Consider the following 21240-nt stretch of genomic DNA (forward strand, 5'->3'; position numbering starts at 1 on the left):
TAAGAATTCGACAATTAATGTCTAAATTTGATAAATTTTGAAATTTAAGCGTTAAATTTAAATAGCACAGAACCCCAAGTAAATCCCCCGCCAAAGGCGTCTAGCAAGACTAACGAGCCATTTTTTAGCCTGCCAGTCTCATAAGCTTCGTTTAGTGCCATTGGGATTGAAGCCGAGCTTGTGTTGCCGTATTTTTGCACAGTTACGACACATTGATTTTCCGTAAAGCCTATCTTTTCGCGCACTGCCTCGATTATGCGCAAATTCGCCTGGTGCGGGACAAACAGATCAATATCGCTAGCTTTAAGGCTATTTTTTTCTAATGCCTCTTCGACCGATTTTATCAGCGTTGGAACTGCGATTTTATAGACATCTTGACCGCGCATTTTGATAAATCCGAGCTTATCGTCTAAAATTTGTTGTGAGATAGGATTTGCGCTCCCAGGTGCTGGCGTGATCAAATAATCAGCCTTTGCGCCGTCGCTCGCACTGTTTGTGTAGATTATGCCCTCACCCTCGCCCTCGCTCACTACCGCTGCGCCAGCGCCGTCGCCAAAAAGCACGCAGGTGCTTCTATCGCCATAATCCGTAATCGCGCTTAGTTTTTCGCTTCCGACGATTAGTATATGCTTTTTCGCTCCGCTTTCGATAAGCGATTTTGCTAGGTCTAGTAAATATACAAATCCACTACACGCAGCACTTATATCAAACGCCATAACGCCAAATTTACACCCTAGCTTATCTGCAATCAAAGCCGCAGTTGATGGCATACAAAAATAATCAGGCGTGATTGTAGCGCAAAGCACAGCGTCGATTTGCTCTGCTCTTAGCCCGCTTCTTTGAAGTGCCAAAGCAGCAGCCTTTGCGCCCATATCGCTAGTAGCCTCATTTGTATCTGCGATATGGCGTTCTTTAATGCCCGTTCTTTGGGTAATCCACTCATCGCTGGTATCGACCATACCCTCCAAATCGTGGTTTGTTAGAACTCTCTTTGGAGCGTAGGCGCCTATGGATACCACCGAAGCCTTCATCTTTATCCTTGGTTGTAGTTGCTAAGTTGGGTTTGGATAACCGAGTTTATGTTTGAATCCGAAAATTTAAGCGCTTGAAAAATTGCGTTTTTTATCGCTTTTGGCGTGCTTTTGCCGTGGCTTATGATTACGCACTCTTTCACGCCCAAAAGTGGCGCACCACCAGTTTCATCGTAATCGGTCGATTTTTTGATTATCTTAAATACTCGCCTCATCAAAATCGAACCAGCTATCGCAATCGGCGATTTTTTCGCCTCTTTTTTGATAAGCTTATTCATAGCGCTGGCTATGCCTTCGCTGGTTTTAAGCACGATATTTCCGATAAATCCGTCAGTGATGACGACATCTACCGAACCGTCGAAAATCTGATTTCCCTCGGCGTTACCGACGAAATTTTGCATTTTTTTGAGTTTTGGGAAAATTTCTTTATTGACCTCGTTACCCTTGCTATCCTCTTCGCCATTTGACAAAAGCCCGATTCTAGGGGTTTTAATCCCCATAATCTCTTTTGCGTAAGCCTCGCCCATAACGGCAAATTCGAATAAATTTTCAGGTTTGCAATCCACATTTGCCCCGACATCTAAAACCAGCGTTTTACCACCCTGACTAGTCGGAAAAAGCGTAGCAATGGCTGGGCGCGAAATACCTGGAATTCTACCGATTCTAAGCGTAGCTAGGCTGTGCGTAGCCCCGCTATGACCAGCTGAGACCACGGCCTTACAGGTGCCATTTCTGACTAAATCTACTGCTTGATAAATGGTGGAATTTTTGCGCTTTAAAACATCTGTCGCACCCTCTTTCATCTCGAAAACTTCGTCAGTTTGGACATACTCTATATATTTTTGAAATTCTGCCGGGATAAAAGGGGCGATTTTTGCCTCGTCGCCTACTAAGAAAGCTTTGAATTTTTGCTCTCTTAGCGCTTCAATAACTCCGCATACAATAGGCTCGCAACCGAAGTCGCCACCCATTGCGTCGATAGCAATCGACGTCATGGGATTAGTATTCTCCTGTATTTTTATTTACTCTGTGAGGAATCTTCCAGCTACCGTCTTTGTCTTTGACTGGCACAGGTAGAGTTACAGTGTAATGAGTTCTTCTTTTTGCTGCGCGAGTTTTACTCACTCTTCGTTTAGGAACTGCCATTTTTTCTCCTTTATAAAATTTATAATTCTTTACATTTATCGCAATAAAAGTAGTCGCTCTTTATCGCTTCTACTTCGCTTTGTAAAATTTCGTCTACGTCGATACTGCCCTCGAAAAACTCGATTACATCTAAGCTATCAGAGCCTCTATATATCCCGTCGCTTAGCGTTAAATCGACATTTTCGTCTAAGTTTAACTCAAATTCGCTTCCGCAACGATCACAAATATATGGTATCGCTCCGCAAATTTGGCCACTGCATTTATACAGGCTTTCTCCTGATTTGTGCAACTCGCCACTAAATTTAACACCGCCACTTTGGGTATCAAATTTAATCGGCTCTTTTGTGATTTTTACAAAGCTAATTTTCAAAATTTTACCTTAGCAAATCTCTTTTTTAGCAAAGAAAAATGCAATCTCGATAGCTGCGTTTTCTAGGCTATCGCTACCATGGACTGCGTTTGCATCGATACTTTCAGCGAAATCAGCGCGAATTGTGCCTGGCTTTGCCTCTTTTGGATTTGTTGCACCCATTAGTTCGCGGTTTTTAGCTACTGCGTTCTCGCCCTCTAAAACCATAACCACAACCGGGCCACTAACCATAAAATCAACTAATTCGCCAAAAAATGGACGATCTTTATGAACTGCATAGAACGCTTTTGCGTCATCTACGCTTAATTGCAATTTTTTTGCTGCTGCTATACGCAAACCGTTGCTTTCAAATCTATCTATGATTTTGCCTATAACGCCCTTTTTTACGGCATCTGGCTTAATTATTGATAGTGTTTGTTGCATACGAACTCCTTTATTGTAAAAGGATGATTATATCTAAAATAGGTTAAAATTTATTTAAGAATTAAATTTTCATGGCATTTAAGCCATGAAAATTTTGAATTTGTATTTATGCGACTACCGGAGTATCGCCACCGCGCAATTCTGCGCCGATTTCAGCTTTGCTTGGTTGTCCAGCGACAACTTCGCTCCAAACGATACAGCCGTCAGTTGGACAGGCGTTTGCACAGGCTGGTTCGTCATTGTGGCCTACACACTCTACGCATTTATCAGCATATACATAGTATGTGTCTGCCCCTGTTGGGTTATCGCTATCATCAACAATCGCGCTAACTGGGCACTCATCGATACAAGAACCGCATGCTATACAAATATCAGTAATTTTTACTGCCATATTTTCTCCTTTATCAAAAAATACTCTAAATAATAACACACATTTTTTAAAAAGTCATTAAAAATTTTGATTAGATTTGAATTTTATATTGCGTGTAAATTTGGTTTAAATTTTTTATAAGATAAAATGTGTATAATTCGCAAATAATAAATTTTATTATTAAGGAGAAAATATCATGTTAGTAACTACAAAAGCAGTAGATTTTACAGCACAAGCCGTTCTTGGCGACAACAGCATTGTAGAGGATTTCAACCTTTACAAAAACATCGGCCCAAAAGGCGCAGTTGTGTTCTTTTATCCAAAAGATTTCACATTTGTTTGCCCTAGCGAAATTATCGCATTTGACAAACGCTATAAAGAATTTAAAGATAGAGGCGTAGAGGTTATCGGCGTATCTTGCGATAGCGAGTTTGTTCATCTTGCATGGAAAAACACACCAGTAAATGCAGGCGGTATCGGCAAAGTCCAATTCCCACTAGTTTCAGATATCACAAAAGATATCGCTAGAAGCTTCGATGTGCTTTTTGGCAACGCAGTTGCGCTAAGAGGCTCATTTTTGCTAGATAGCGACGGCACAATCCGCCACGCTGTCATCAACGACCTTCCGCTTGGCAGAAATATCGACGAGATGATTCGTATGGTAGATACTATGCTATTTACTAACGAGCACGGAGAGGTTTGCCCAGCTGGCTGGAACAAAGGCGACGCTGGTATGAAGGCTAACCCACAAGGCGTAGCCGAGTATTTAGGCAAAAACTCAGACAAACTATAAAACTCCAAATTTGGCGCAGCCCCCTGCGCCAAATTTATCACGCAAACGCGTGCGTATGGGGCCTTCCCCCTAAGGCTCCACCTTTATGTATCCCCATAAAATTGAAATTTTAAGAGAGCCTTTAAAAGCTCTCTTTTTTCATTTAAAATTTACTATTTTCAGTTAAAATCTCGCTTTTTTAAAAAGGATAATTTATGAAAAAAATATTTTTCGCACTTTGCGCGGCATTTAGCCTAAATTTCGCCGTATCACTTGATCCAAATTTAGCGCTAAAATTCGACGCCAATGTCACCACAGGCACGCTAGAAAACGGCCTAAAATACTTCATACAGCAAAACCTCGTCCCCAAAAACAGCGCATATTTTTACCTAAATGTAAATGCTGGCAGTATCGACGAAAACGACGATGAGCAGGGATTTGCGCACTTTGTCGAGCACATGGCGTTTAACGGCAGCGAAAATTTCGACAAAAACGAGCTAGTCAAAAAATTAGAAAGCCTAGGCGTGAAATTTGGCGCAGATTTAAACGCACAAACTAGCTTTCAAAACACGACCTACAATATCCAAGCAAGCGTGAGCGATGAAAATTTAAACGATATTTTCACGGTATTTAGGGACTACGCTAAGGGCGTGAAATTCGACCCAGCCGAGGTCGAAAAAGAAAAAGGCGTGATTTTAGAAGAGGCAAAAAAGGATTATAAAACCAGATTTTACGAGCAAAGAGCCAAGTCTTTGTATCCAAACTCGATCTTTCAAAGACGCTTTCCAATAGGCAAAAACGAAGCCATAGCGGGTGCGACGAGCGAGAGTTTGCGGGCGTTTTATGATAGAAATTATGCGCCAAATTTAATGAGCGTCATCGTCGTGGGCGATGTAAATTCGACGCAAATCGAAAATTTAATCAAAGCCAAATTTAGCGATTTAAAACCTCGCTCTAAAAAAATCGCGCGCGATACGAGCCTGCAAAAATTCGGCGCAGGTTATGCAAACATCATAGAGCCACAGATTGGCACAAATGCCGTAAATATCGTATTTGCCGGCGAGCACAGCCCATTAAATAACATAGGCGAAATGAAAAAAGCCTGGCTTGATACCTACATCGCAAAACTTCTTAGCCTTAGCTACGATGCCCTAAATGTAGGCGCGAAAATCCCCCTAAAAGCGGGATTTGACAGCGATGATTTATTCGGTGAGCGCAGACTTTACTCGTTTGGCGCAAACATTTTTGATTTCGACGCAAATGCCACGCTGACTAGCCTATTTAGCGCGATTAAGGGCGCTAGGGAGCATGGATTTTCGGCTGGGGATTTTGAGAGTGCAAAGGCAGAATTTATCAACTCAGTCCAAACCAATCTCATCAAAAACGACACGCAAAACAAGCAAATTTATGAAATTTTGGATTTTGTAATAAACGGCAACACTAAGCTTGGCAAGCAGGACAAACACGATTTAAGCCTTGCGATTTTGGGCGAAATTTCGCTAAGCGATGTCAATGAATACTTTAAGCAAATCACGAGCGGAGCGCACTTTACGGAGATAATTTCGACGAAAGATCTAAATTTAAGCGCAGGGGAAATAGATAAAATTTATCAAAACGCAACCCCATTTAATTTTAGCAAAAACGGCCTGGGCGAGAAAAAACTTTTAGAAAACGAGCCTTCACCAGCCAAATTTAGCCAAAATTTTGACAGCGATAAAAACATAACCACGCTAAATTTCGATAACGGCGTCAAGGCGATTTTAAAGCGAAATTTGGGCAAAAAAAATAGCATACAAATCAGCGTGAAAAAACTAGGCGGAATTTCGAATTTTGCGAGCAAGGCTGAGGCTGAAATTTTAAGCGCATTGCTAAATTCAGGCACTATTGGCGAGTTTAACGAATACGAGGCCAGGAGGCTAACTAGCGGGTTTAACTACTCTTTACGCTTTGGTATAAACGAGCTTTCTAGCGGATTTAGCGGAGAGAGCGCTAGCAAGGATTTCGAGGCGATGATGAGGGAGCTGTTTGTGAAAATGAGCACGCCAGAAATCCACGCAAATTCGCTAGAAAAATACCAAAGTAGCGCGCTATCTAACCTTGCGCTCAGAGATGAGACGATAGATTTTCGCTTCAACAAACAAATCGTAAATTCGCTATTTGGCGGGGATTTGCGTTTTAAGGCTCCGCTTGAAATAAGCGATGTAAAAAGCGCGAATTTAGCGCATTTTGGGGGCTTGGCAGATAAAATTTTCGCTAATGGTGGCGAGTATTTGTTTGTGATAAGTGGCGATTTTGACGAGGATAAAATCACCGAAATTTTAGCCAAATACGCAGGAAATTTAAAAGGCAAAGCTGGCAGGGGCGAAATCGCCCAAACAAAGCTTAGCGCAAACGCCATAAAAATCGAGGAAAACTACGGCGATAGCGATAAAAGCGAGGTTAGAATGATTTATCTAAACTACGATTTGAGCGAGTTTGACATTTTAAACTCATACAAGCTCAAAGCCTTCGAAAGTGCCGTAAAAACGCAAATCACCGAAAAAATCAGAGAGGCCAAAGGGCTAATCTACTCAGCCAGCGTGAGTGCCTCATACGCGCAGTTTCCGCAGATAAAATCTGGGCTAAATATCTCGTTTTCGTGCAACGAAAAGGATAAAGAAGCGGTGATTGAGGGAATCAAAGAAATCGTCGCTGATATCGCGCGCAACGGCACTAGCGCAGATCAGCTAGAAAATTTCAAAAAAGCGCAAATTTTATCTATGAAAAGAGCCAGCGAAAACAACGATTTTTGGCTAAGTAACATCGCTTCGCACGAGCTTTTCGGCTATCCGTTTTACGATGATGAAATTTATGCCGCGCGCATAAACGCCCTTAGCAACGATGATGTGAAATTTGGGGCAAATTTAATAGCAAAAGAGCCGTTTATCGCGATTTTGAATCCGAAAAGTAAGTAAATTTAGCCTTTTAACGATACTGCGCGCGCCATAAATTTGGCAATTTGCGCAGTGTCGAATTTATTATCATAAAAAAGATTAAACGCTAATGCGCCTTGGTTGATTAGCATTTCGCGTCCGTCTTTTGTGCGAACGCCGTGAGTGCTAGCCAAATCCAAAAACGGCGTAATCTTGCCATAAATTGCGTCAAATGCGAATTTTGCCTCTTTAAAAACAGCGTCCAAAATTTCGACTGGGGCTGGTAAAAAATCATCTTTTAGCCCTGCGCTTGTGGAATTTACGACCAAATCATAGCTTTGAAATTTGAAATTTTCATAAGTATAAAAATTCTCGCATTTAAAATTTTCTGGCTCTTTTTCGCTGCGGTTTAAAATGTCAAATTTAACGCCATTTTTCGCCAAAATATAGCCAATCGCCCGTGTCGTGCCACCAGCGCCCAAAACAAGCACGCGCTTTAAGCTTCCAAACTCCCTAATCGCCTCGTAAAACCCGGGCGCATCAGTGTTGTATCCGTAAAATTTGGAGTTTTTTCGCACGAGAGTATTCACCGAGCCAATCTCGCGCGCCGCCTCGCTTAGCTCATCGCTTATCCTATGAGCTTCTAGCTTAAAAGGCACGGTGATGTTCGCGCCATTTAAACCTAAATTCAGAAATTTTTGTTTCAAATCCGTGGCTGTTTCTAACAAAACCCGCCCATAAAAGGCGTCAAGGCCTAGCTCTTTAATCGCCAAATTGTGCATTAAAGGCGATATGGAGTGGGATATCGGATTGCCAAAAACGGCAAATTTGTGCATTATTTCACTCTGTAAATGTATGCGCCACTATTAACCGCACGCATGTCGCTAATAGCCTTGTTTAGCTCTTCTCCACTAAATGGACCGACCAAAATTTTAACCACATCTTTGCCATTTACTTGGGTTTTTAAACCCACTGGATTATAGCCTTTGGCTGTGATTTTGCGCACATCTGAGCTATTTGGATCATAAGAGTTCGAAGCGAAAACTTGGATATAATTTCCAGCCCCCACGCTCGAATTCGCAGTTTTTGCCGCAGTGCCTACTTTGGTAGGTTCTTTTTTAGGCTCAGTTTTTGGAGATTCTTTTTTGACTTCGGCTTTTTTGATTTCCTCTTTTTTAGGTTCAGGTTTTTTCGCCTCTACCTTTTTAGGCTCATCTTTTTTGACCTCAGGTTTTTTCACCTCTGCTTTTTTAGGCTCGGTTTTTGGGGTCTCTTTTTTTACTTCGACTTTTGGAGCTTCTTTTTTGATTTCAACCTTTGGAGCTTGCAACTGCTCTTTTACGGTTTTTACCTCTTCTGGTTTTGGTTCTTCTTTTTTAACCTCAATTCTTTGGACTACGACAGGTTTTGGCTCTTCTTTGACCTCAGGTTTTTTTATTTCCACTTTGATATCAGGGGCAGTGTTTTGCACCACTGGCTTTGGCTCATCTTTTACTTCATTTTTGATTTCAACTTTTGAAATTTGAAGCTCGCTTGGTTTTGGCGCAGGGATTGGCTCTGCCTTTGGAGCTGGGGTTTGAGGCTGCGCACTAGAAGCCTCGCTACTAACTACATTAACCTCTGGCTCTTTTTTTACCTCTTCTTTTTTAGTAAGTTCTTCTTCGCTAGGCATTGTTAGGGCTGCGTTTGTATCAATGTCGTTTTTGTTGATAGCTTTCATTATTATAAGAACTATCAAAAACAAAACTATAATTCCAGCCGCAATAGTCAAAAGCTTTTTTAGGCTAGCTGTGCCGTCTCCTGGCGCTCCGTTCATAGTGATATCGCTCATATCAAATTTATCCGTCATAATATCTCCTAAAAATTTATTTACCCTTTTTAAAAAATTTAACAAATCTTTTAAAAAGGGTAATAAGGCGCACAAAGCGCCTTAAAATCAATACATCGCTTTATCGTAAATGATAAATTTATGTGCCAAATCAACAATCTCTTTTTTAACTTTTGCTTGAAGTTCAGTGTTTGTTATATCGCTAAGCACATCTGCGATTTTATTTGCGATAAACTCAAACTCAGCTTCCTTCATACCGCGAGATGTCAAAGCAGGGCTTCCGACGCGAATACCGCTTGTGATAAACGGACTGCGAATCTCGCCCGGGACTGTGTTTTTATTTACGGTAATTCCTGCATTTCCTAGGGCTATATCAGCGTCTTTTCCGCTAAATTCTCTATTTAGGAAACTTACTAAAATCAAGTGATTATCCGTGCCACCACTTACTAGATCAAAGCCCCGTTTTACCAAAGTTTCGCCTAAAATTTTTGCATTTGCTTTGACCTGTTTTGCATAAACTTTCCACTCAGGACTTAGATTGTGTTTAAAACCGACAGCCTTTCCTGCGATGACATGCATTAGGGGCCCTCCTTGAATGCCCGGGAAAATCGAGCTGTTGATTTTTTTAGCAAATTCTTCATCATTTGTCATAATGATACCGCCGCGTGGTCCGCGAAGTGTTTTGTGAGTGGTAGAGCTAACGACATGGCAGTGCGGGAACGGATGAGCGTGCTCGCCAGCTACAACTAGTCCTGCGATATGAGCCACATCGGCAAAAAGATACGCACTCACGCTATCAGCGATTTCTCTAAATTTAGCAAAATCTATCTCTCTTGTATAGGCACTTGCGCCACAAACTATCATTTTTGGTTTTACGATATTTGCAATGTCTGCTACGCGGTCGTAATTTATGCGACCATCTAGCTCGACGCCGTATTCAAAGCTCTCATAATACTTTCCGCTACTTGAAACTTTTGCGCCGTGTGTTAGGTGTCCGCCGTGGCTTAAAGACATGCCTAAAATTTTATCACCCGGTTTTAAAAACGCTCCATAAACGCCTTGATTTGCTTGTGAGCCTGAATTTGGCTGAACATTTGCGAATTCGCAACCAAAAAGTTTTTTACATCGCTCAATAGCGATTGTTTCGATTTCATCGACAAATTCGCAGCCGCCATAATATCTTTTGCCAGGATAGCCCTCTGCGTATTTGTTTGATAACACTGAGCCCATTACCTGCATAACTTCTGGGTAAGTGAAATTTTCGCTTGCAATCATCTCTAAATGGTCGCACTGACGAGCTAGCTCCTTGCTCATCAAATCAAAAATTTCTTTATCAAAATCTGCCAACATTTTTACTCCTTATCTGAATTTAACGGTTTCATAGCTGGAAACAAAATAACATCGCGAATCGATTTTTTATTTAATAAAATCATCACCAATCTATCAATCCCAAGCCCCCAACCAGCGGTAGGTGGCATAGCATAACTTAGTGCTTTGACATAATCAGCGTCCATTTCGTGCGCCTCGTCATCGCCTGCATTTTTGGCGTCGATTTGCGCCTTAAATCTCTCAAATTGATCAAGCGGATCGTTTAGCTCGTTAAATGCGTTTGCAATCTCCTTGCCAGCGATATATAGCTCAAATCTCTCGGCGATTTTTGGATTTTCGTCGCTCCTTCTTGCAAGCGGGCTAATCTCGATAGGAAAATCCACGATAAAGGTCGGATCTATGAGCTTGGCTTCGACATAATTATCGAAAAGTTCGCTTTGCAAGTGGCCCAAATCTAGCTTTTCATTGACTTCGAATTTATCGGCTTTAAGCTTTGCTAAAATTTTGTCTTTATCATTTATAATCTCAGAATCCAATCCGCCTATTTCGACCAGCGCGTCAAGGTATTTTATGCGCGCAAAAGGCTTAGTAAAGTCGATTTCAAGCTCGTCGTATTGAAGCTTTTTATCAAGTCCTAGCTTATCCATCACAGCCCAGATTAAATTTTGTGTCAGATCCATGACATCATTATAATCATGCCATGCCCAGTAAAACTCAATGCTGGTAAATTCGGGATTATGCGTTAAATCCATGCCCTCGTTGCGAAAATTTCTATTGATTTCAAAAACAGCTTCCATACCGCCTACAATCAGCCGTTTTAGATAAAGTTCAGGTGCGATTCGCAGGTATCTATCCACATCAAGAGCGTTGTGGTGCGTGATAAAAGGCTTCGCGTTTGCGCCACCTGCGATTGGGTGCATCATCGGAGTTTCTACTTCCAAAAATCCATGCGCCTCAAAAAAGTTGCGAATTTCACGGATTATGACAGAGCGTTTGATAAAATCGCTTCTAACCTCTGGGTTCATTATCATATCGAGGTAGCGTTGGCGGTATCTCATTTCGATATCTACTAGGCCGTGAAATTTCTCAGGTAGTGGAGAAATCGCTTTTGAAGCTAGTTTGATATTTGAGGCATGTATCGAAAACTCGCCAGTTTGCGTGATAAAGGCGTATCCTGTAACGGTGATGATATCGCCTACTTCGAGATTTTTCTTAAATTTAGCGTAATCTTCCTCGCCGATACTGTCGCGCGAATAATAAATTTGAATATTTCCGCTTTCGTCTTCAATATTTGCAAATGTCGATTTGCCCGCAACTCTTTTTAGTTTCAAACGCCCTGCTAAAACGACAATCTCATCTGATTTTTTTTCTTCTGTATTTGCAATACTAGCGAATTTCTCGCGAAATTCTACGATTTTCATATCTCGTTTTAAAAAATGAGGGTATGGATTTACCCCTAAATTTCGCAATTCGTTTGATTTATCTATTCTTTGGATTTCTAATTGTGAGTCGAACAAATTATTTCCTTTTTGCCGCGCAATCAGCACAGATTCCGTAAAGCTGCATAATATGGCCAGTTAGGACAAAGCCATTTTCTTTGGCGATTTGGATTTGTTTTTTCTCGATACTAGCGTCGCGGAATTCGACGATTTTATTGCAACTTTTGCAAATTAAATGGTCATGGTGAGGCTTATTTGCAAGTTCAAATTTCTTACCTTGCGCGCCAAAAGTAATCGATGTCGCCATGCCTGATTCTTCGAGCAAATTTAGCGTGCGATACACTGTGGCGATACCTACATTTAGCTCAGGATTTTTCGCTTTGATTTCGCTGTGCAAAGCCTCTGGCGTAAAGTGCGTATTGCTATTATAAAGCGTTCTTAGCAAAACCTCGCGCTGTTTTGTGTATTTTAAGCCATTATCGCTAAGTGCTTTTTTAAATTCAAGCAAAAGCGCGTCAAATTCCAAATTTTCGATTTTAGCGTCCATTACAATCTCCCTTCACTTACATTTAAATCCAAGCTTTGATTGATATCAAAAACCTCGTTTGAAATATTGTTTTGAATTTCTGTCGTATTATCTTCGCTTGGGGTTAAAATTTCACTAGCTTTTTGCTCTAAGCTTTGCAAATTTTCTTTGACTACTGGGTCGTCTTTTAAATCCATAATCCACTTGCCCACGCTTAGTAGCACCGGAGCGACTGCGCTAGTTTCGAAAAATTTCTTTGTCTGCTCGTTTAGCATCATAGGACCTCTTGCAAAGGTTACGATAACGGCAAAAATTAAGAAAATTTTAGCCACACTAAATGCAAATCCACCGATTCTATCGACAAATCCTAACCCACTCCATTTAAAGAGTTTTGAGATAATCTCACCCAAAATCAGGCAGATTATCCACACGCCAAAAAGCACAGCCAAAAATCCGATTAAAGTCTGAGTAGTATCGCCGGAGAAAATTCCATTTGCATTTTGCAATGCAGGGACTTTGCTAGCTATCCACGCCCCTGCCATCTCTTTGTAGCGCACAGCGATCCACAAACCACCAATCAAACCTAAAATTCCAAAAATTTCCTTCATAATGCCATTTGTAAGACCCCTTAATCCAAAAAGGATTATCAGGCCCACTACAATGGCGTCAAACCAATTTATACCTTCCATAATCACGCACCCACAACGCCGATAAGCTCTTGTAAATTTGTAGAGTAGCGCAATGCCGTTTCTTTGGCGATTTGATTTGCTCTGATTGCCTTAACCATAGCCTGTGTTTGCGTAATCATACCAGTGCTTTGTTGGTTAAGTTGCATTTGTGAGTAAATTTGATGAACTTTGTTTTCACGGATTAGGTTGGCAACCGCGTTGTTGTTAATCAAAATTTCATGCACTGCAATACGACCGCCACCAAGCTTTGGAAGCAAAGATTGCGAAATAACCGCAGTTAGCGAAACTGAAAGCATGTTTCGCACTTGAAGTTGCTCGCCGCCGTCGAAGCTATCGATGATACGGTTGATTGTTTGGATTGCTGAGTTTGTGTGAAGTGTGCCAAAAACCAAGTGTCCTGTCTCAGCCGCAGTAATCGCGATAGAAATCGTCTCCCTATCACGCATCTCACCGACTAGGATAATATCAGGGTCCTCACGAAGCGAGAATTTCAAAGCTTGCGCATAAGAGTGTGTATCCGTGCCGATATTTCTGTGAGAAAATAGAGATTTTTTGTTTTGATGCACGAACTCCACAGGGTCCTCAACTGTGATAATGTGCTTTCGCTCTTTTTCGTTGATTTCATTTAGCATAGCTGCCAAAGTCGTTGATTTACCAGATCCTGTCGGACCAGTGACTAAAATCATACCCTTTTCGCGTTTTACAACCTCTTTAAAAATGCTTGGAGCCTTCAAATCATCAAGGCTAGGGATATCGATAGGAATAATACGAAACGCAGCGGCCAAATCGCCGTTCATAGTGTAATAGTAGTTTCCACGAAAGCGTCCGATATTTGGCAACTCAATCGCGAAGTCAAGCTCTTTGTTTTCCTCTAAATCGCTTTTTTGTTGATCTGTAATCATCGCATAGCAAATATACTCGATATCACTTCCGCTAAGGCTATCCATAGCCAAAGGACGAAGCGTTCCGTCGATGCGAATTTGCGGTGCTGAGCGAGAAACTAGGTGCAAGTCAGAAGCTTTATTAAAAACAACTGTCTTTAATAAGGTTTCGATATCTACTAAATTTTTTCTTGGATCTTCCATATTTTTCCTTTCTAATCAATAATTTTAGGCACTACAAAATAATCACCCTCGCTTGAAGGTGCATGCCCTAGGATAATAGAGCGAACATCGCTAGCGCGTGGCTCATCCTCGCGAAACGGAGTTCCGCCCTTTAAAGTAGTTATGGCTACTTCCTCACCATCTAATTTTAATTCGTTTAAAATTTCGACAAAATCTACTACCTTATTTAACTGACCGATAAACTCATTTCGTTTTTCATCAGGGATTTTTAAAGCAGCTAATTTTTCGAGCCTTGATAATAAAATTTCATCTATTATCATAAATTTTCCTTTTCTGATAAATGCGACATTATATCATAAAAATTCTTGTCTTTGGGCATATTTAAATTTTTTTATGCTACAATTACCGCCAAATTTAATCACAAAAGGATACTACTTTGGCTTTAAAAGACGACATCGAAGGCGTTAAAAAAGAAATAGGCACAGAAGAGCAGTTTTTAGAAGGCGTTATCAAAAGCGAAATTTTCATTAAAAAATACAAAAAACCTTTAATCTTTTTCGCTACCCTTATAATGGTGATTTTCGTAGGATACTGGGCGAACGAATTTATCCAAAATTCTCGCATAAACAGCGCGAACGAACTATACTCAGAGCTTTTAGAGGCGCGAGATGACGCAAAATTAGCCAAGCTAAAAGACAAAGATTTCAATCTATACGCGTTATATATGCTAAATCACGGCACAGCCGATGATTTGACAGCTCTTGGAAGCGATAGCAAGGTCGATTACTTGCTAAAAGAGATTATCAGCGTGCAAAACGGCAAACAAAGCCCGCTTTTACTTAACGATTACGACGCTATCGTAAAGGGATACGAGCTTTTAAAAACAGGTCAAATCGAGGCCGCAAACGCCGAATTTGACAAAATCGCCATAGATTCGCCAGTGCGAAATTTAGCGTTAAATTTAAAACATTACAAAGGAAATAAATAATGAAAAAATCAATCATATTTACACTTCTGCTTTCGTTTTTATTTTTCGGTTGTTCGACCAAACGCCAGTATTTCGACCCAGGCGATGACAATATCACAGGCAAAATGGCCTTTAACGGCTCGCTTCCAGCAGAGATTGTCTATGCTGCCAAAGAGGGCGCCACACTATCAAACGGCGCAGTTATCACCAAATCAGGCGTAAATGAAAATATCAAACTTAACAAAAACGAGCGATTTTTAGGCGAGTATAATGGAAATTTCATCGCCACAGACACAAACGGCACGACTAGGGTTTTGGGTAGCGATGGCAGTGTGAAATTTGAGCGAGATCTCAAACGCTATGCCCTAAGTGGCGCGATTGACGGCGATGATTTAGCACTTGTGATGAGCGATAATAGCGTAATGCTCTTTCGCCTAAGCTCGGGTGCTATGGTGCTAGATGATAAAATCGGCGACGCATTTGCCATAGATTCACGCACAGCCGCTCCACTTTTTATCAACCAATTAGTAGCCTACCCAGCCCTTGATGGCTTAGTAAATATCGTAGAGCGCACAGGTGGCCGCTCTGTGAGGGATTTCGTCGTATCAAATCAACCATTTTTTAACAACATAACCACGCTTCAAGCCCGTGGCGACGACCTTTATGCAGGCACAGGCACAAGGCTAGTTCTCATCAGCCCAAATGGCAACAAAACCTACAACCGCGACATTAGAAATGTCCTATTTGACGGCGATAGAATCTATCTTTTGCTAAAAGACGGCACGGTCGAGCTTTTGGATAAAAACCTAAATTTAATAAAATCTCGCAAATTTACCTTCGCTCAGCTATTAGAGGGTGTATTTAGCGGGGAATACCTTTATATCGTGGAGCGCACAGGTTTTGTTATCCGCACGGATAAAAATCTGCAAAGCGAGGCGATTTTTGAGCTAAATGATGAGATTGACTCTCGCGCATTTAGCGCAAATTCATCATTTTACTACGATGATAAAGTGCTAAATTTTGCTAAGTAAAATTTCCAATCTCATGGTTAGCCATGAAATTTTGCTTAAAAATTTCAAAACCATAGATTTGAAAATTTTCACTCGCTCTCACGCATACAGCGCCTATTTTGGCGTGGATTTATCTGGGTTTAATACCCTGATTTTCATGCGCGAGGCATCATCTCGCTTCATTATGCGAGATAGCGAATTTTTATTAAATTTAACCGAACAAATTTGCGCAAATTTAGGCAAAACTATCAAAAAACGAGTTTTGTTCCACAACAGCCAAATTTGCTCAAAAAGTAAAAAATTTTTAGAAGAAAACGGATTTAAAACCTATGCTTTTATGTGATATCGGCAACACAAATGCCAAATTTTATGATAACGGCACAACCTTTGCTATGGGTATCGACGAGTTTTTGAACTACGAACCAATCGAGAGAGTGTATTGTATAAATGTAAATGCCAGAGTGCAACGCAAGCTAAACAATCCCCTATTTATCGACATTACGCACCATTTCCACATAAACACCACCTACCAAGGGCTAGGAATCGATAGAATCGTCGCGTGCAGTATGGTCGAAACCGGTGTCATCGTCGATGCAGGCAGCGCTATCACGGTCGATGTCATGGAAGGTGGCACCCACCTTGGCGGATTTATCCTGCCTGGAATCCACGCTATGCTTCGCACTTATGGCGAAATTTCATCTGTTTTAGATGTCAATCTCTCGACGAAAATTTCCCTAGACTCGCTTCCACAAAAAACAAGCGACGCCGTGAATTACGGCATTTTCAAGCCCACAATCCTAGCCATAGCCGACATTGCCGGCGATAAACGCATACACTTTACCGGCGGGGACGGCGCGTTTTTAATGCGACATTTCAAAAACGGCGTTTATGATAGGGATTTGATTTTCCGCGCTATGAAAAATTTAATCTCACAAAAAGGACTTTTATGATTACGATTGCGCTACCAAAGGGTCGCATTGCCGATGATACACTCAAAATTTTTAAAAGCATTTTTGGGCTAGAATTTGCCTTTGAAGACCGCAAATTAATCATGCAAGAGGGTGATTTTAAATTTCTTTATGTCCGCAACCAAGACATTCCTACCTATGTCGTCGGAGGCGCAGCAGATATCGGCGTAGTGGGGCTAGATGTGCTCGAAGAGCACAAACCAGATGTTTTGCGCCTGCTAGATCTCAAAATCGGCAAATGCAGAGTCTGCGTAGGCGTGCCAAACGAAACCGAGCTTGATTACAACACCCCAGGTATCAAAATCGCAACCAAAATGCCAAATATCACGCGCGAATACTTCGCCACCAAAGCCGTCGCTACTCAGGTCATCAAACTATACGGCTCAATCGAGCTAGCTCCGATTATAGGGCTATCAGACGCTATCGTCGATGTGGTCGAAACAGGCGCTACGATGAAGCAAAACGGCCTTAAAGTCGCCGAGGTTATCATGCACAGCTCAGCGCACCTCATCGCCAACAAAAATAGCTTTGTCATCAAACGAGATGAAATTTTAGATTTGCGCGACAAAATTGCAAAAGAAATCGCAGGAAAATAATGGATTTTTTAATAATTTCTTTTTCTTATGTTATTACATATTTGGCTCAAAAAAGTATTGTTGAAATTCTCTATTTTTTTGCTACGATAGTTGTATTTTGCACTATTCTTTACTCTATGTTGCCATATAAAAAAGAAAAATAATTAAATTTACACCTAATCCATCAGGTATGGGAAATAAAATTTAAAGACAAATTTAATAACTATTACGCAAATTTGTCTCTTTTTAGCGTTTTTAAAAACTCTAATCCGTGTCATTGCGAGGAGCTGTTTTACAGCGACGAAGCAATCCAGCACAGCAAGCCGTAACGAAAAATAAAACCAGCTAAATTTAAAAAATCGTTCAATGCAAAATTTAAATAGAATTTTGCTTTAAATTTTACTGGATTACTTCGCTCGTTACACTCGCTCGCAATGACAGCAAATTTGCAAAATTTAAATTTTTTACTCATAGATTGCTTCGGCGCTGTAAAACAGCTCCTCACAATGACAAAATAGGCAAAATTTGCAATTTTTCCCAAAAAATTTTAAAATTAAAAACCAAAATTTAAAAAAGGAAAAAAATGAAAAACCTAATCCTACCCTGCCTAATCGCGCTAAGCTTCACAGGTTGCGCCTTTTTCGCGCCACGCACCACGCCACTTTGCCCAGACACCACCGCCAGCAAAATGCAGATTTCTAGCTACACAAGACAGAGCAAAGTCGCATATACATATAAATTTATAAATGGTAGCGAGCAATGCAGTGCCAAATCAAATAAATACTTCGCCAACCCAGGCGATGTCGCACTCATCAGCGTTACAAACGGCACCGTTTCTAGCGCGCAAATACTCTCTCGCAAAATCACCCCTGGCAAGAAAGAGAGCTACACACCGACCAAAATCATCAAAAAACAGCTCCACAAAAACGAAAATATCAAAGCCCCAACCGAGGAAAAAATCAGTTTTTGATAACTTACGCCCGAATTTCGCCCTTTAAATTTAACGCAAAATTAACAAAAAGGGCAAATTTCGCGCCAAAAATTATAAATTTTGCATAAATTTTATGAATTTTATCAGCCAAATTTAGCTTAACTGCAAATTTTTTACTATTAAAAATAATTCTCATTTGTTGCCATATATTTACTCAAATTTAGCTACAATCACCCTATCGAAATCAAACTCCTTTCAATATTTGCGAGGCGCAAGGGCGTCTCGCTTTTTTTATGCAAAATTCAGCGATTTTGGTTAATACTCGGTAACAAAATGGTTATATTTCAGTAAAATTAAGATTGTTTTAAGCAAATAATTTAGTATTTTGTGCTACTATTACGACCATAACTTTTACAAGGAGTTCAAATGAAATTATTCAAACTTAGTTTAGCAGCTGCATTAGCAGCAGGTGCATTTGCTACATCAGCAAGTGCTGTGGCATTAGAAGATGCAATCAAAGATGTAGATGTAAGCGGTTTCGCTTGGATGCGTGTTGATAGCACTAAAAATGACAATAAATTTGCTGGCGAAGCTGGTGATAAAGCTGATGCTGCAAGACGCAATGATCACAGATGGAGATTCAAAAGCGTTGTTAATGTAAATACAAAAATCGATGACAACTTCTTCTTCGTGGCTGGTATCCGCTATGCTCACGATGGTGACTGGGCAGAAAGTAAAACAACTAATGCTGATACAACAAAATTTGATCTATACCAAGGATACCTAGGATATAAAATCGGTGGCACAACAGTTCAACTAGGTCGCCAAAAAATAGGCGCATTCTTCACAGACGATATGTATGGTGATGGTTTGAAAGTCGTCAATCAAGATATCGAGGGCTTGACTCTTGCAGCTCTATATATGGATGCATTAGAGAGCGATGGCGATATCGCTATGAATGCAGAAGTTGCAACACTTGCACCAGATGGTAAAAAGCTAGACCAACACAACCTATGGGGCGTAGCTGCTATCGGTTCTTATGATCCAGTATCTTTCCAACTATGGTATGCTAGCTTAGAGGATGTTGTTGATTTATTCGCAGTTGAAGCTGGTCTAAGCTTCGATGTTACAGAGGATATCAACCTAGGTTTGACAGCTCAATACGCTTTCTCTGATTTCGACGGACAATACACAAGCATTAACGGTGGCGGTGCTGTTGATGATGCTGATTACTTCGGCGTAGAGGCTAGCGCAGATTTGTTTGGTTTCGATGCAAGCGTTGGTTATGTTAAATATGACACAGATGCTGCTACACATTCAAGAGTATCATTTGAAGATGACACTTCTTTCCTTGGCGCAGGCGAAGCTTTAATCGGCTATACAGATTTCGCAGGTGACAACTGGGCATGGTATGCTACACTTGGCTACACTATTCCAGATACTGGTCTAAGACTAGGTGTTGATTATGTAGGTGGCGAATTTAATGGTCTTAACGGAACTGATACAGATGGCTGGGAAACAGTTGTAAGAGCTGATTACAAATACAACAAAAAACTTAGCTTCAAAACTTTCTGGTCACACGCTGAGCTAGAAAAAAGTGGCGCGGACGGCAAAGATCAAGAACAAGATTTTATCCGCTTCCAAGCTAGATACGCTTTCTAATCATTTACTCTGATTAGTTATAATCCTAGGGCGAGGGCAAAACCTCGCCCTTTTTAAATTCTATCGACAAGGTATCAAATGAAGATTTTAAAACTTTCGTTTTTAGCATGTTTTTGCGCGTGTGCGCTTTTGGGGGCTAATGAGCCAGAAGAAAGCTATGTGTTTGAGGCAAAAGGCGAGTTCGCAAAAGAGCTAAAATCCCTCATCGAAAAGCATTCCAAAGACGAAAATATCACAGTCAATGTCTATAAAAACGACGGCTCAAAAGGTCGCGTGCTAAATAGTATTAAGCATAACCCTGCCGCTGCCAAAGAAGAGGGAGCTAAGATTTTCGCTGCTAAATGCGCCTCATGCCACGGCTCAAACGGCGAAAAGCGCGCTCACGGCGTATCTAAAAAAATCAAAAATCTATCCGCAGGCGAAATAGCTATGGCGATTAGCGACTACGGCTCAGATTATGAATATGGTGGCAAAAAAGCCTTTTTGATGAACCCTATCGCACTATCTACAACCTCGACAGAGATAGGCTATATCATCGCATTTTTGAAGGGCGACACTTCATTTTTGCCCGGCGGTTCAAGCTCTGCGCGTGGTGGCAATACCGATATTTCGACCACTCCAAGCGAGCAAGGCTCATATCTAAAATAAAGGAAAAAAATGAAAGTAGCCGTTATTTTAGCTAATGGCTTCGAGGAAATCGAAGCAATAAGCGTGGTTGATTTGCTAAGACGAGCTGGGATTGACGCGAAATTTCTCGGTTTAGAGAAAAAATGCGTTACAGGTTCGCACGGCGTGGAAATCATCGCCGATGATTTGCTCGTAAATTTAGACATTAACGAATACGAAATGATAGTCTTGCCGGGCGGTTTGCCGGGTGCCGAGCATTTGGCAAAAAGCGAAAAACTAGGCGAAATTTTACGTGAATTTGACAAAGCCAGCAAAAAAATTGGCGCGATCTGCGCTGCACCTTGGGCTCTTGGCACAGCCGGTGTTTTAAAGGATAGCTACACCTGCTACCCGGGCTTCGAGGGCACGGTCGCGCACGCTGGCTACACCGCTAACGCAAATGTCATAATAGATAAAAATATCATTACCTCTCGTGGTCCAGCCACTGCAATGGAGTTCGCACTCGCAATCGTGCGCGAACTAAAAGGCGAGCAAGCTTTTAGCACACTAAAATCCGAGCTACTTTTTAACTAAAACAAATATTTTCACTAACTCTCAATGA

Annotated in this window: 26 protein-coding genes; 11 read left to right on the top strand and 15 right to left on the bottom strand. The window is 41.0% G+C overall.

Features of this window, described 5'->3' with window-relative positions:
- Positions 1-44 precede the first annotated feature (44 nt).
- The 6 genes from PF027_RS06675 to PF027_RS06700 all read right to left on the bottom strand — a co-directional run bounded on the left by PF027_RS06675 (position 45) and on the right by PF027_RS06700 (position 3361).
- The gene (locus PF027_RS06675; RefSeq protein WP_270872678.1) at positions 45-1031 is read right to left on the bottom strand and encodes a beta-ketoacyl-ACP synthase III; all 987 of its coding nucleotides are present in this window, start codon (positions 1029-1031) and stop codon (positions 45-47) included.
- Between the two features lie 2 nt (positions 1032-1033).
- The gene (plsX, locus tag PF027_RS06680) at positions 1034-2026 is read right to left on the bottom strand and encodes a phosphate acyltransferase PlsX (protein ID WP_270859729.1); all 993 of its coding nucleotides are present in this window, start codon (positions 2024-2026) and stop codon (positions 1034-1036) included.
- 4 nt (positions 2027-2030) lie between these two features.
- Positions 2031-2177 carry a 50S ribosomal protein L32 gene (gene rpmF / locus PF027_RS06685; protein ID WP_270859730.1) on the bottom strand — a complete coding sequence of 49 codons (147 nt, stop codon included), beginning with the start codon at positions 2175-2177 and terminating at the stop codon, positions 2031-2033.
- 19 nt (positions 2178-2196) lie between these two features.
- Positions 2197-2547, bottom strand: a complete 351-nt coding sequence (locus PF027_RS06690; protein ID WP_270872679.1) for a YceD family protein — start codon at positions 2545-2547, stop codon at positions 2197-2199.
- A 9-nt stretch (positions 2548-2556) separates the two neighbouring features.
- A complete protein-coding gene (ndk, locus tag PF027_RS06695) occupies positions 2557-2970 on the bottom strand; it encodes a nucleoside-diphosphate kinase (RefSeq protein ID WP_270859732.1) in 414 nt (137 codons plus the stop codon).
- 106 nt (positions 2971-3076) lie between these two features.
- On the bottom strand, positions 3077-3361 hold the full coding sequence (locus PF027_RS06700; RefSeq protein ID WP_270859733.1) for a DUF362 domain-containing protein: 285 nt from the start codon (positions 3359-3361) through the stop codon (positions 3077-3079).
- 175 nt (positions 3362-3536) lie between these two features.
- Between PF027_RS06700 and PF027_RS06705 the strand changes: the two genes are divergently transcribed.
- Entirely contained in the window at positions 3537-4133 is a 597-nt protein-coding gene (locus tag PF027_RS06705) for a peroxiredoxin (protein ID WP_270868864.1), read from the top strand.
- A 194-nt stretch (positions 4134-4327) separates the two neighbouring features.
- On the top strand, positions 4328-7066 hold the full coding sequence (locus tag PF027_RS06710) for a M16 family metallopeptidase (RefSeq protein ID WP_270872680.1): 2739 nt from the start codon (positions 4328-4330) through the stop codon (positions 7064-7066).
- A 2-nt stretch (positions 7067-7068) separates the two neighbouring features.
- Here the strand turns inward: PF027_RS06710 and PF027_RS06715 are convergent, their stop codons facing one another.
- From PF027_RS06715 to gatC, 8 genes are all read right to left on the bottom strand, one after another.
- Positions 7069-7860, bottom strand: a complete 792-nt coding sequence (locus PF027_RS06715) for a shikimate dehydrogenase (RefSeq protein WP_270872681.1) — start codon at positions 7858-7860, stop codon at positions 7069-7071.
- Positions 7860-8873: an SPOR domain-containing protein gene (locus tag PF027_RS06720; protein WP_270872682.1), complete on the bottom strand. Its 1014-nt coding sequence runs from the start codon at positions 8871-8873 to the stop codon at positions 7860-7862. Before PF027_RS06720 ends, PF027_RS06715 begins: the two co-directional genes overlap by 1 nt.
- An 87-nt stretch (positions 8874-8960) precedes the next feature.
- Entirely contained in the window at positions 8961-10202 is a 1242-nt protein-coding gene (locus tag PF027_RS06725) for a serine hydroxymethyltransferase (RefSeq protein WP_270872683.1), read from the bottom strand.
- Positions 10203-10204: 2 nt separating this feature from the next.
- Positions 10205-11698 carry a lysine--tRNA ligase gene (gene lysS / locus PF027_RS06730; RefSeq protein WP_270877250.1) on the bottom strand — a complete coding sequence of 498 codons (1494 nt, stop codon included), beginning with the start codon at positions 11696-11698 and terminating at the stop codon, positions 10205-10207.
- Between the two features lies 1 nt (position 11699).
- Positions 11700-12167: a Fur family transcriptional regulator gene (locus PF027_RS06735; protein WP_270865390.1), complete on the bottom strand. Its 468-nt coding sequence runs from the start codon at positions 12165-12167 to the stop codon at positions 11700-11702.
- Positions 12167-12835 (bottom strand): CvpA family protein, encoded by a 669-nt coding sequence (locus PF027_RS06740; protein ID WP_270868871.1) that lies wholly within the window; start codon positions 12833-12835, stop codon positions 12167-12169. The genes PF027_RS06735 and PF027_RS06740 overlap by 1 nt, the downstream gene beginning before the upstream one ends.
- A gap of 2 nt (positions 12836-12837) precedes the next feature.
- Positions 12838-13920: a type IV pilus twitching motility protein PilT gene (locus tag PF027_RS06745; RefSeq protein WP_270859742.1), complete on the bottom strand. Its 1083-nt coding sequence runs from the start codon at positions 13918-13920 to the stop codon at positions 12838-12840.
- Between the two features lie 11 nt (positions 13921-13931).
- Positions 13932-14219, bottom strand: coding sequence for an Asp-tRNA(Asn)/Glu-tRNA(Gln) amidotransferase subunit GatC (gatC, locus tag PF027_RS06750; RefSeq protein WP_270859743.1), 288 nt, complete (start codon positions 14217-14219; stop codon positions 13932-13934).
- Positions 14220-14335: 116 nt separating this feature from the next.
- On the opposite strand from gatC, the gene PF027_RS06755 reads away from it, so the two are divergent.
- From PF027_RS06755 to PF027_RS06780, 6 genes are all read left to right on the top strand, one after another.
- On the top strand, positions 14336-14887 hold the full coding sequence (locus PF027_RS06755) for a hypothetical protein (RefSeq protein ID WP_270865388.1): 552 nt from the start codon (positions 14336-14338) through the stop codon (positions 14885-14887).
- Entirely contained in the window at positions 14887-15897 is a 1011-nt protein-coding gene (locus tag PF027_RS06760; protein ID WP_270872685.1) for an L-seryl-tRNA selenium transferase, read from the top strand. Before PF027_RS06755 ends, PF027_RS06760 begins: the two co-directional genes overlap by 1 nt.
- Positions 15887-16219, top strand: a complete 333-nt coding sequence (locus tag PF027_RS06765; RefSeq protein WP_270872686.1) for a hypothetical protein — start codon at positions 15887-15889, stop codon at positions 16217-16219. The genes PF027_RS06760 and PF027_RS06765 overlap by 11 nt, the downstream gene beginning before the upstream one ends.
- The gene (locus PF027_RS06770) at positions 16206-16826 is read left to right on the top strand and encodes a type III pantothenate kinase (protein ID WP_270872687.1); all 621 of its coding nucleotides are present in this window, start codon (positions 16206-16208) and stop codon (positions 16824-16826) included. Before PF027_RS06765 ends, PF027_RS06770 begins: the two co-directional genes overlap by 14 nt.
- Positions 16823-17440, top strand: coding sequence for an ATP phosphoribosyltransferase (gene hisG / locus PF027_RS06775; protein ID WP_270862753.1), 618 nt, complete (start codon positions 16823-16825; stop codon positions 17438-17440). The genes PF027_RS06770 and hisG overlap by 4 nt, the downstream gene beginning before the upstream one ends.
- Before the next feature lie 562 nt (positions 17441-18002).
- The gene (locus PF027_RS06780) at positions 18003-18389 is read left to right on the top strand and encodes a hypothetical protein (RefSeq protein WP_270872688.1); all 387 of its coding nucleotides are present in this window, start codon (positions 18003-18005) and stop codon (positions 18387-18389) included.
- A gap of 4 nt (positions 18390-18393) precedes the next feature.
- Here the strand turns inward: PF027_RS06780 and PF027_RS06785 are convergent, their stop codons facing one another.
- A complete protein-coding gene (locus PF027_RS06785; protein ID WP_270872689.1) occupies positions 18394-18546 on the bottom strand; it encodes a hypothetical protein in 153 nt (50 codons plus the stop codon).
- A gap of 230 nt (positions 18547-18776) precedes the next feature.
- Between PF027_RS06785 and PF027_RS06790 the strand changes: the two genes are divergently transcribed.
- From PF027_RS06790 to PF027_RS06800, 3 genes are all read left to right on the top strand, one after another.
- Entirely contained in the window at positions 18777-20012 is a 1236-nt protein-coding gene (locus tag PF027_RS06790; RefSeq protein ID WP_270872690.1) for an OprD family outer membrane porin, read from the top strand.
- A 78-nt stretch (positions 20013-20090) separates the two neighbouring features.
- Positions 20091-20660: a cytochrome c gene (locus tag PF027_RS06795; RefSeq protein ID WP_270872691.1), complete on the top strand. Its 570-nt coding sequence runs from the start codon at positions 20091-20093 to the stop codon at positions 20658-20660.
- A gap of 9 nt (positions 20661-20669) precedes the next feature.
- Positions 20670-21212, top strand: a complete 543-nt coding sequence (locus PF027_RS06800; RefSeq protein ID WP_270872692.1) for a DJ-1 family glyoxalase III — start codon at positions 20670-20672, stop codon at positions 21210-21212.
- Positions 21213-21240: the final 28 nt, after the last annotated feature.

This window comes from Campylobacter sp. VBCF_01 NA2, from assembly GCF_027797205.1.
Classification (GTDB): domain Bacteria; phylum Campylobacterota; class Campylobacteria; order Campylobacterales; family Campylobacteraceae; genus Campylobacter_B.

What these genes read in the sequence shown, in the direction of transcription:
- rpmF (WP_270859730.1), bottom strand. Translation starts at nt 2,177, where the DNA reads ATGGCAGTTCCTAAACGAAGAGTGAGTAAAACTCGCGCAGCAAAAAGA.
- plsX (WP_270859729.1), bottom strand. Translation starts at nt 2,026, where the DNA reads ATGACGTCGATTGCTATCGACGCAATGGGTGGCGACTTCGGTTGCGAG.
- PF027_RS06710 (WP_270872680.1), top strand. Translation starts at nt 4,328, where the DNA reads ATGAAAAAAATATTTTTCGCACTTTGCGCGGCATTTAGCCTAAATTTC.
- ndk (WP_270859732.1), bottom strand. Translation starts at nt 2,970, where the DNA reads ATGCAACAAACACTATCAATAATTAAGCCAGATGCCGTAAAAAAGGGC.
- PF027_RS06700 (WP_270859733.1), bottom strand. Translation starts at nt 3,361, where the DNA reads ATGGCAGTAAAAATTACTGATATTTGTATAGCATGCGGTTCTTGTATC.
- PF027_RS06725 (WP_270872683.1), bottom strand. Translation starts at nt 10,202, where the DNA reads ATGTTGGCAGATTTTGATAAAGAAATTTTTGATTTGATGAGCAAGGAG.
- PF027_RS06800 (WP_270872692.1), top strand. Translation starts at nt 20,670, where the DNA reads ATGAAAGTAGCCGTTATTTTAGCTAATGGCTTCGAGGAAATCGAAGCA.
- PF027_RS06790 (WP_270872690.1), top strand. Translation starts at nt 18,777, where the DNA reads ATGAAATTATTCAAACTTAGTTTAGCAGCTGCATTAGCAGCAGGTGCA.
- PF027_RS06705 (WP_270868864.1), top strand. Translation starts at nt 3,537, where the DNA reads ATGTTAGTAACTACAAAAGCAGTAGATTTTACAGCACAAGCCGTTCTT.
- PF027_RS06735 (WP_270865390.1), bottom strand. Translation starts at nt 12,167, where the DNA reads ATGGACGCTAAAATCGAAAATTTGGAATTTGACGCGCTTTTGCTTGAA.
- PF027_RS06780 (WP_270872688.1), top strand. Translation starts at nt 18,003, where the DNA reads ATGAAAAACCTAATCCTACCCTGCCTAATCGCGCTAAGCTTCACAGGT.
- hisG (WP_270862753.1), top strand. Translation starts at nt 16,823, where the DNA reads ATGATTACGATTGCGCTACCAAAGGGTCGCATTGCCGATGATACACTC.
- PF027_RS06720 (WP_270872682.1), bottom strand. Translation starts at nt 8,873, where the DNA reads ATGACGGATAAATTTGATATGAGCGATATCACTATGAACGGAGCGCCA.
- PF027_RS06715 (WP_270872681.1), bottom strand. Translation starts at nt 7,860, where the DNA reads ATGCACAAATTTGCCGTTTTTGGCAATCCGATATCCCACTCCATATCG.
- PF027_RS06795 (WP_270872691.1), top strand. Translation starts at nt 20,091, where the DNA reads ATGAAGATTTTAAAACTTTCGTTTTTAGCATGTTTTTGCGCGTGTGCG.
- PF027_RS06760 (WP_270872685.1), top strand. Translation starts at nt 14,887, where the DNA reads ATGAAAAAATCAATCATATTTACACTTCTGCTTTCGTTTTTATTTTTC.
- PF027_RS06675 (WP_270872678.1), bottom strand. Translation starts at nt 1,031, where the DNA reads ATGAAGGCTTCGGTGGTATCCATAGGCGCCTACGCTCCAAAGAGAGTT.
- gatC (WP_270859743.1), bottom strand. Translation starts at nt 14,219, where the DNA reads ATGATAATAGATGAAATTTTATTATCAAGGCTCGAAAAATTAGCTGCT.
- PF027_RS06770 (WP_270872687.1), top strand. Translation starts at nt 16,206, where the DNA reads ATGCTTTTATGTGATATCGGCAACACAAATGCCAAATTTTATGATAAC.
- PF027_RS06785 (WP_270872689.1), bottom strand. Translation starts at nt 18,546, where the DNA reads ATGAGAATTATTTTTAATAGTAAAAAATTTGCAGTTAAGCTAAATTTG.
- PF027_RS06745 (WP_270859742.1), bottom strand. Translation starts at nt 13,920, where the DNA reads ATGGAAGATCCAAGAAAAAATTTAGTAGATATCGAAACCTTATTAAAG.
- PF027_RS06740 (WP_270868871.1), bottom strand. Translation starts at nt 12,835, where the DNA reads ATGGAAGGTATAAATTGGTTTGACGCCATTGTAGTGGGCCTGATAATC.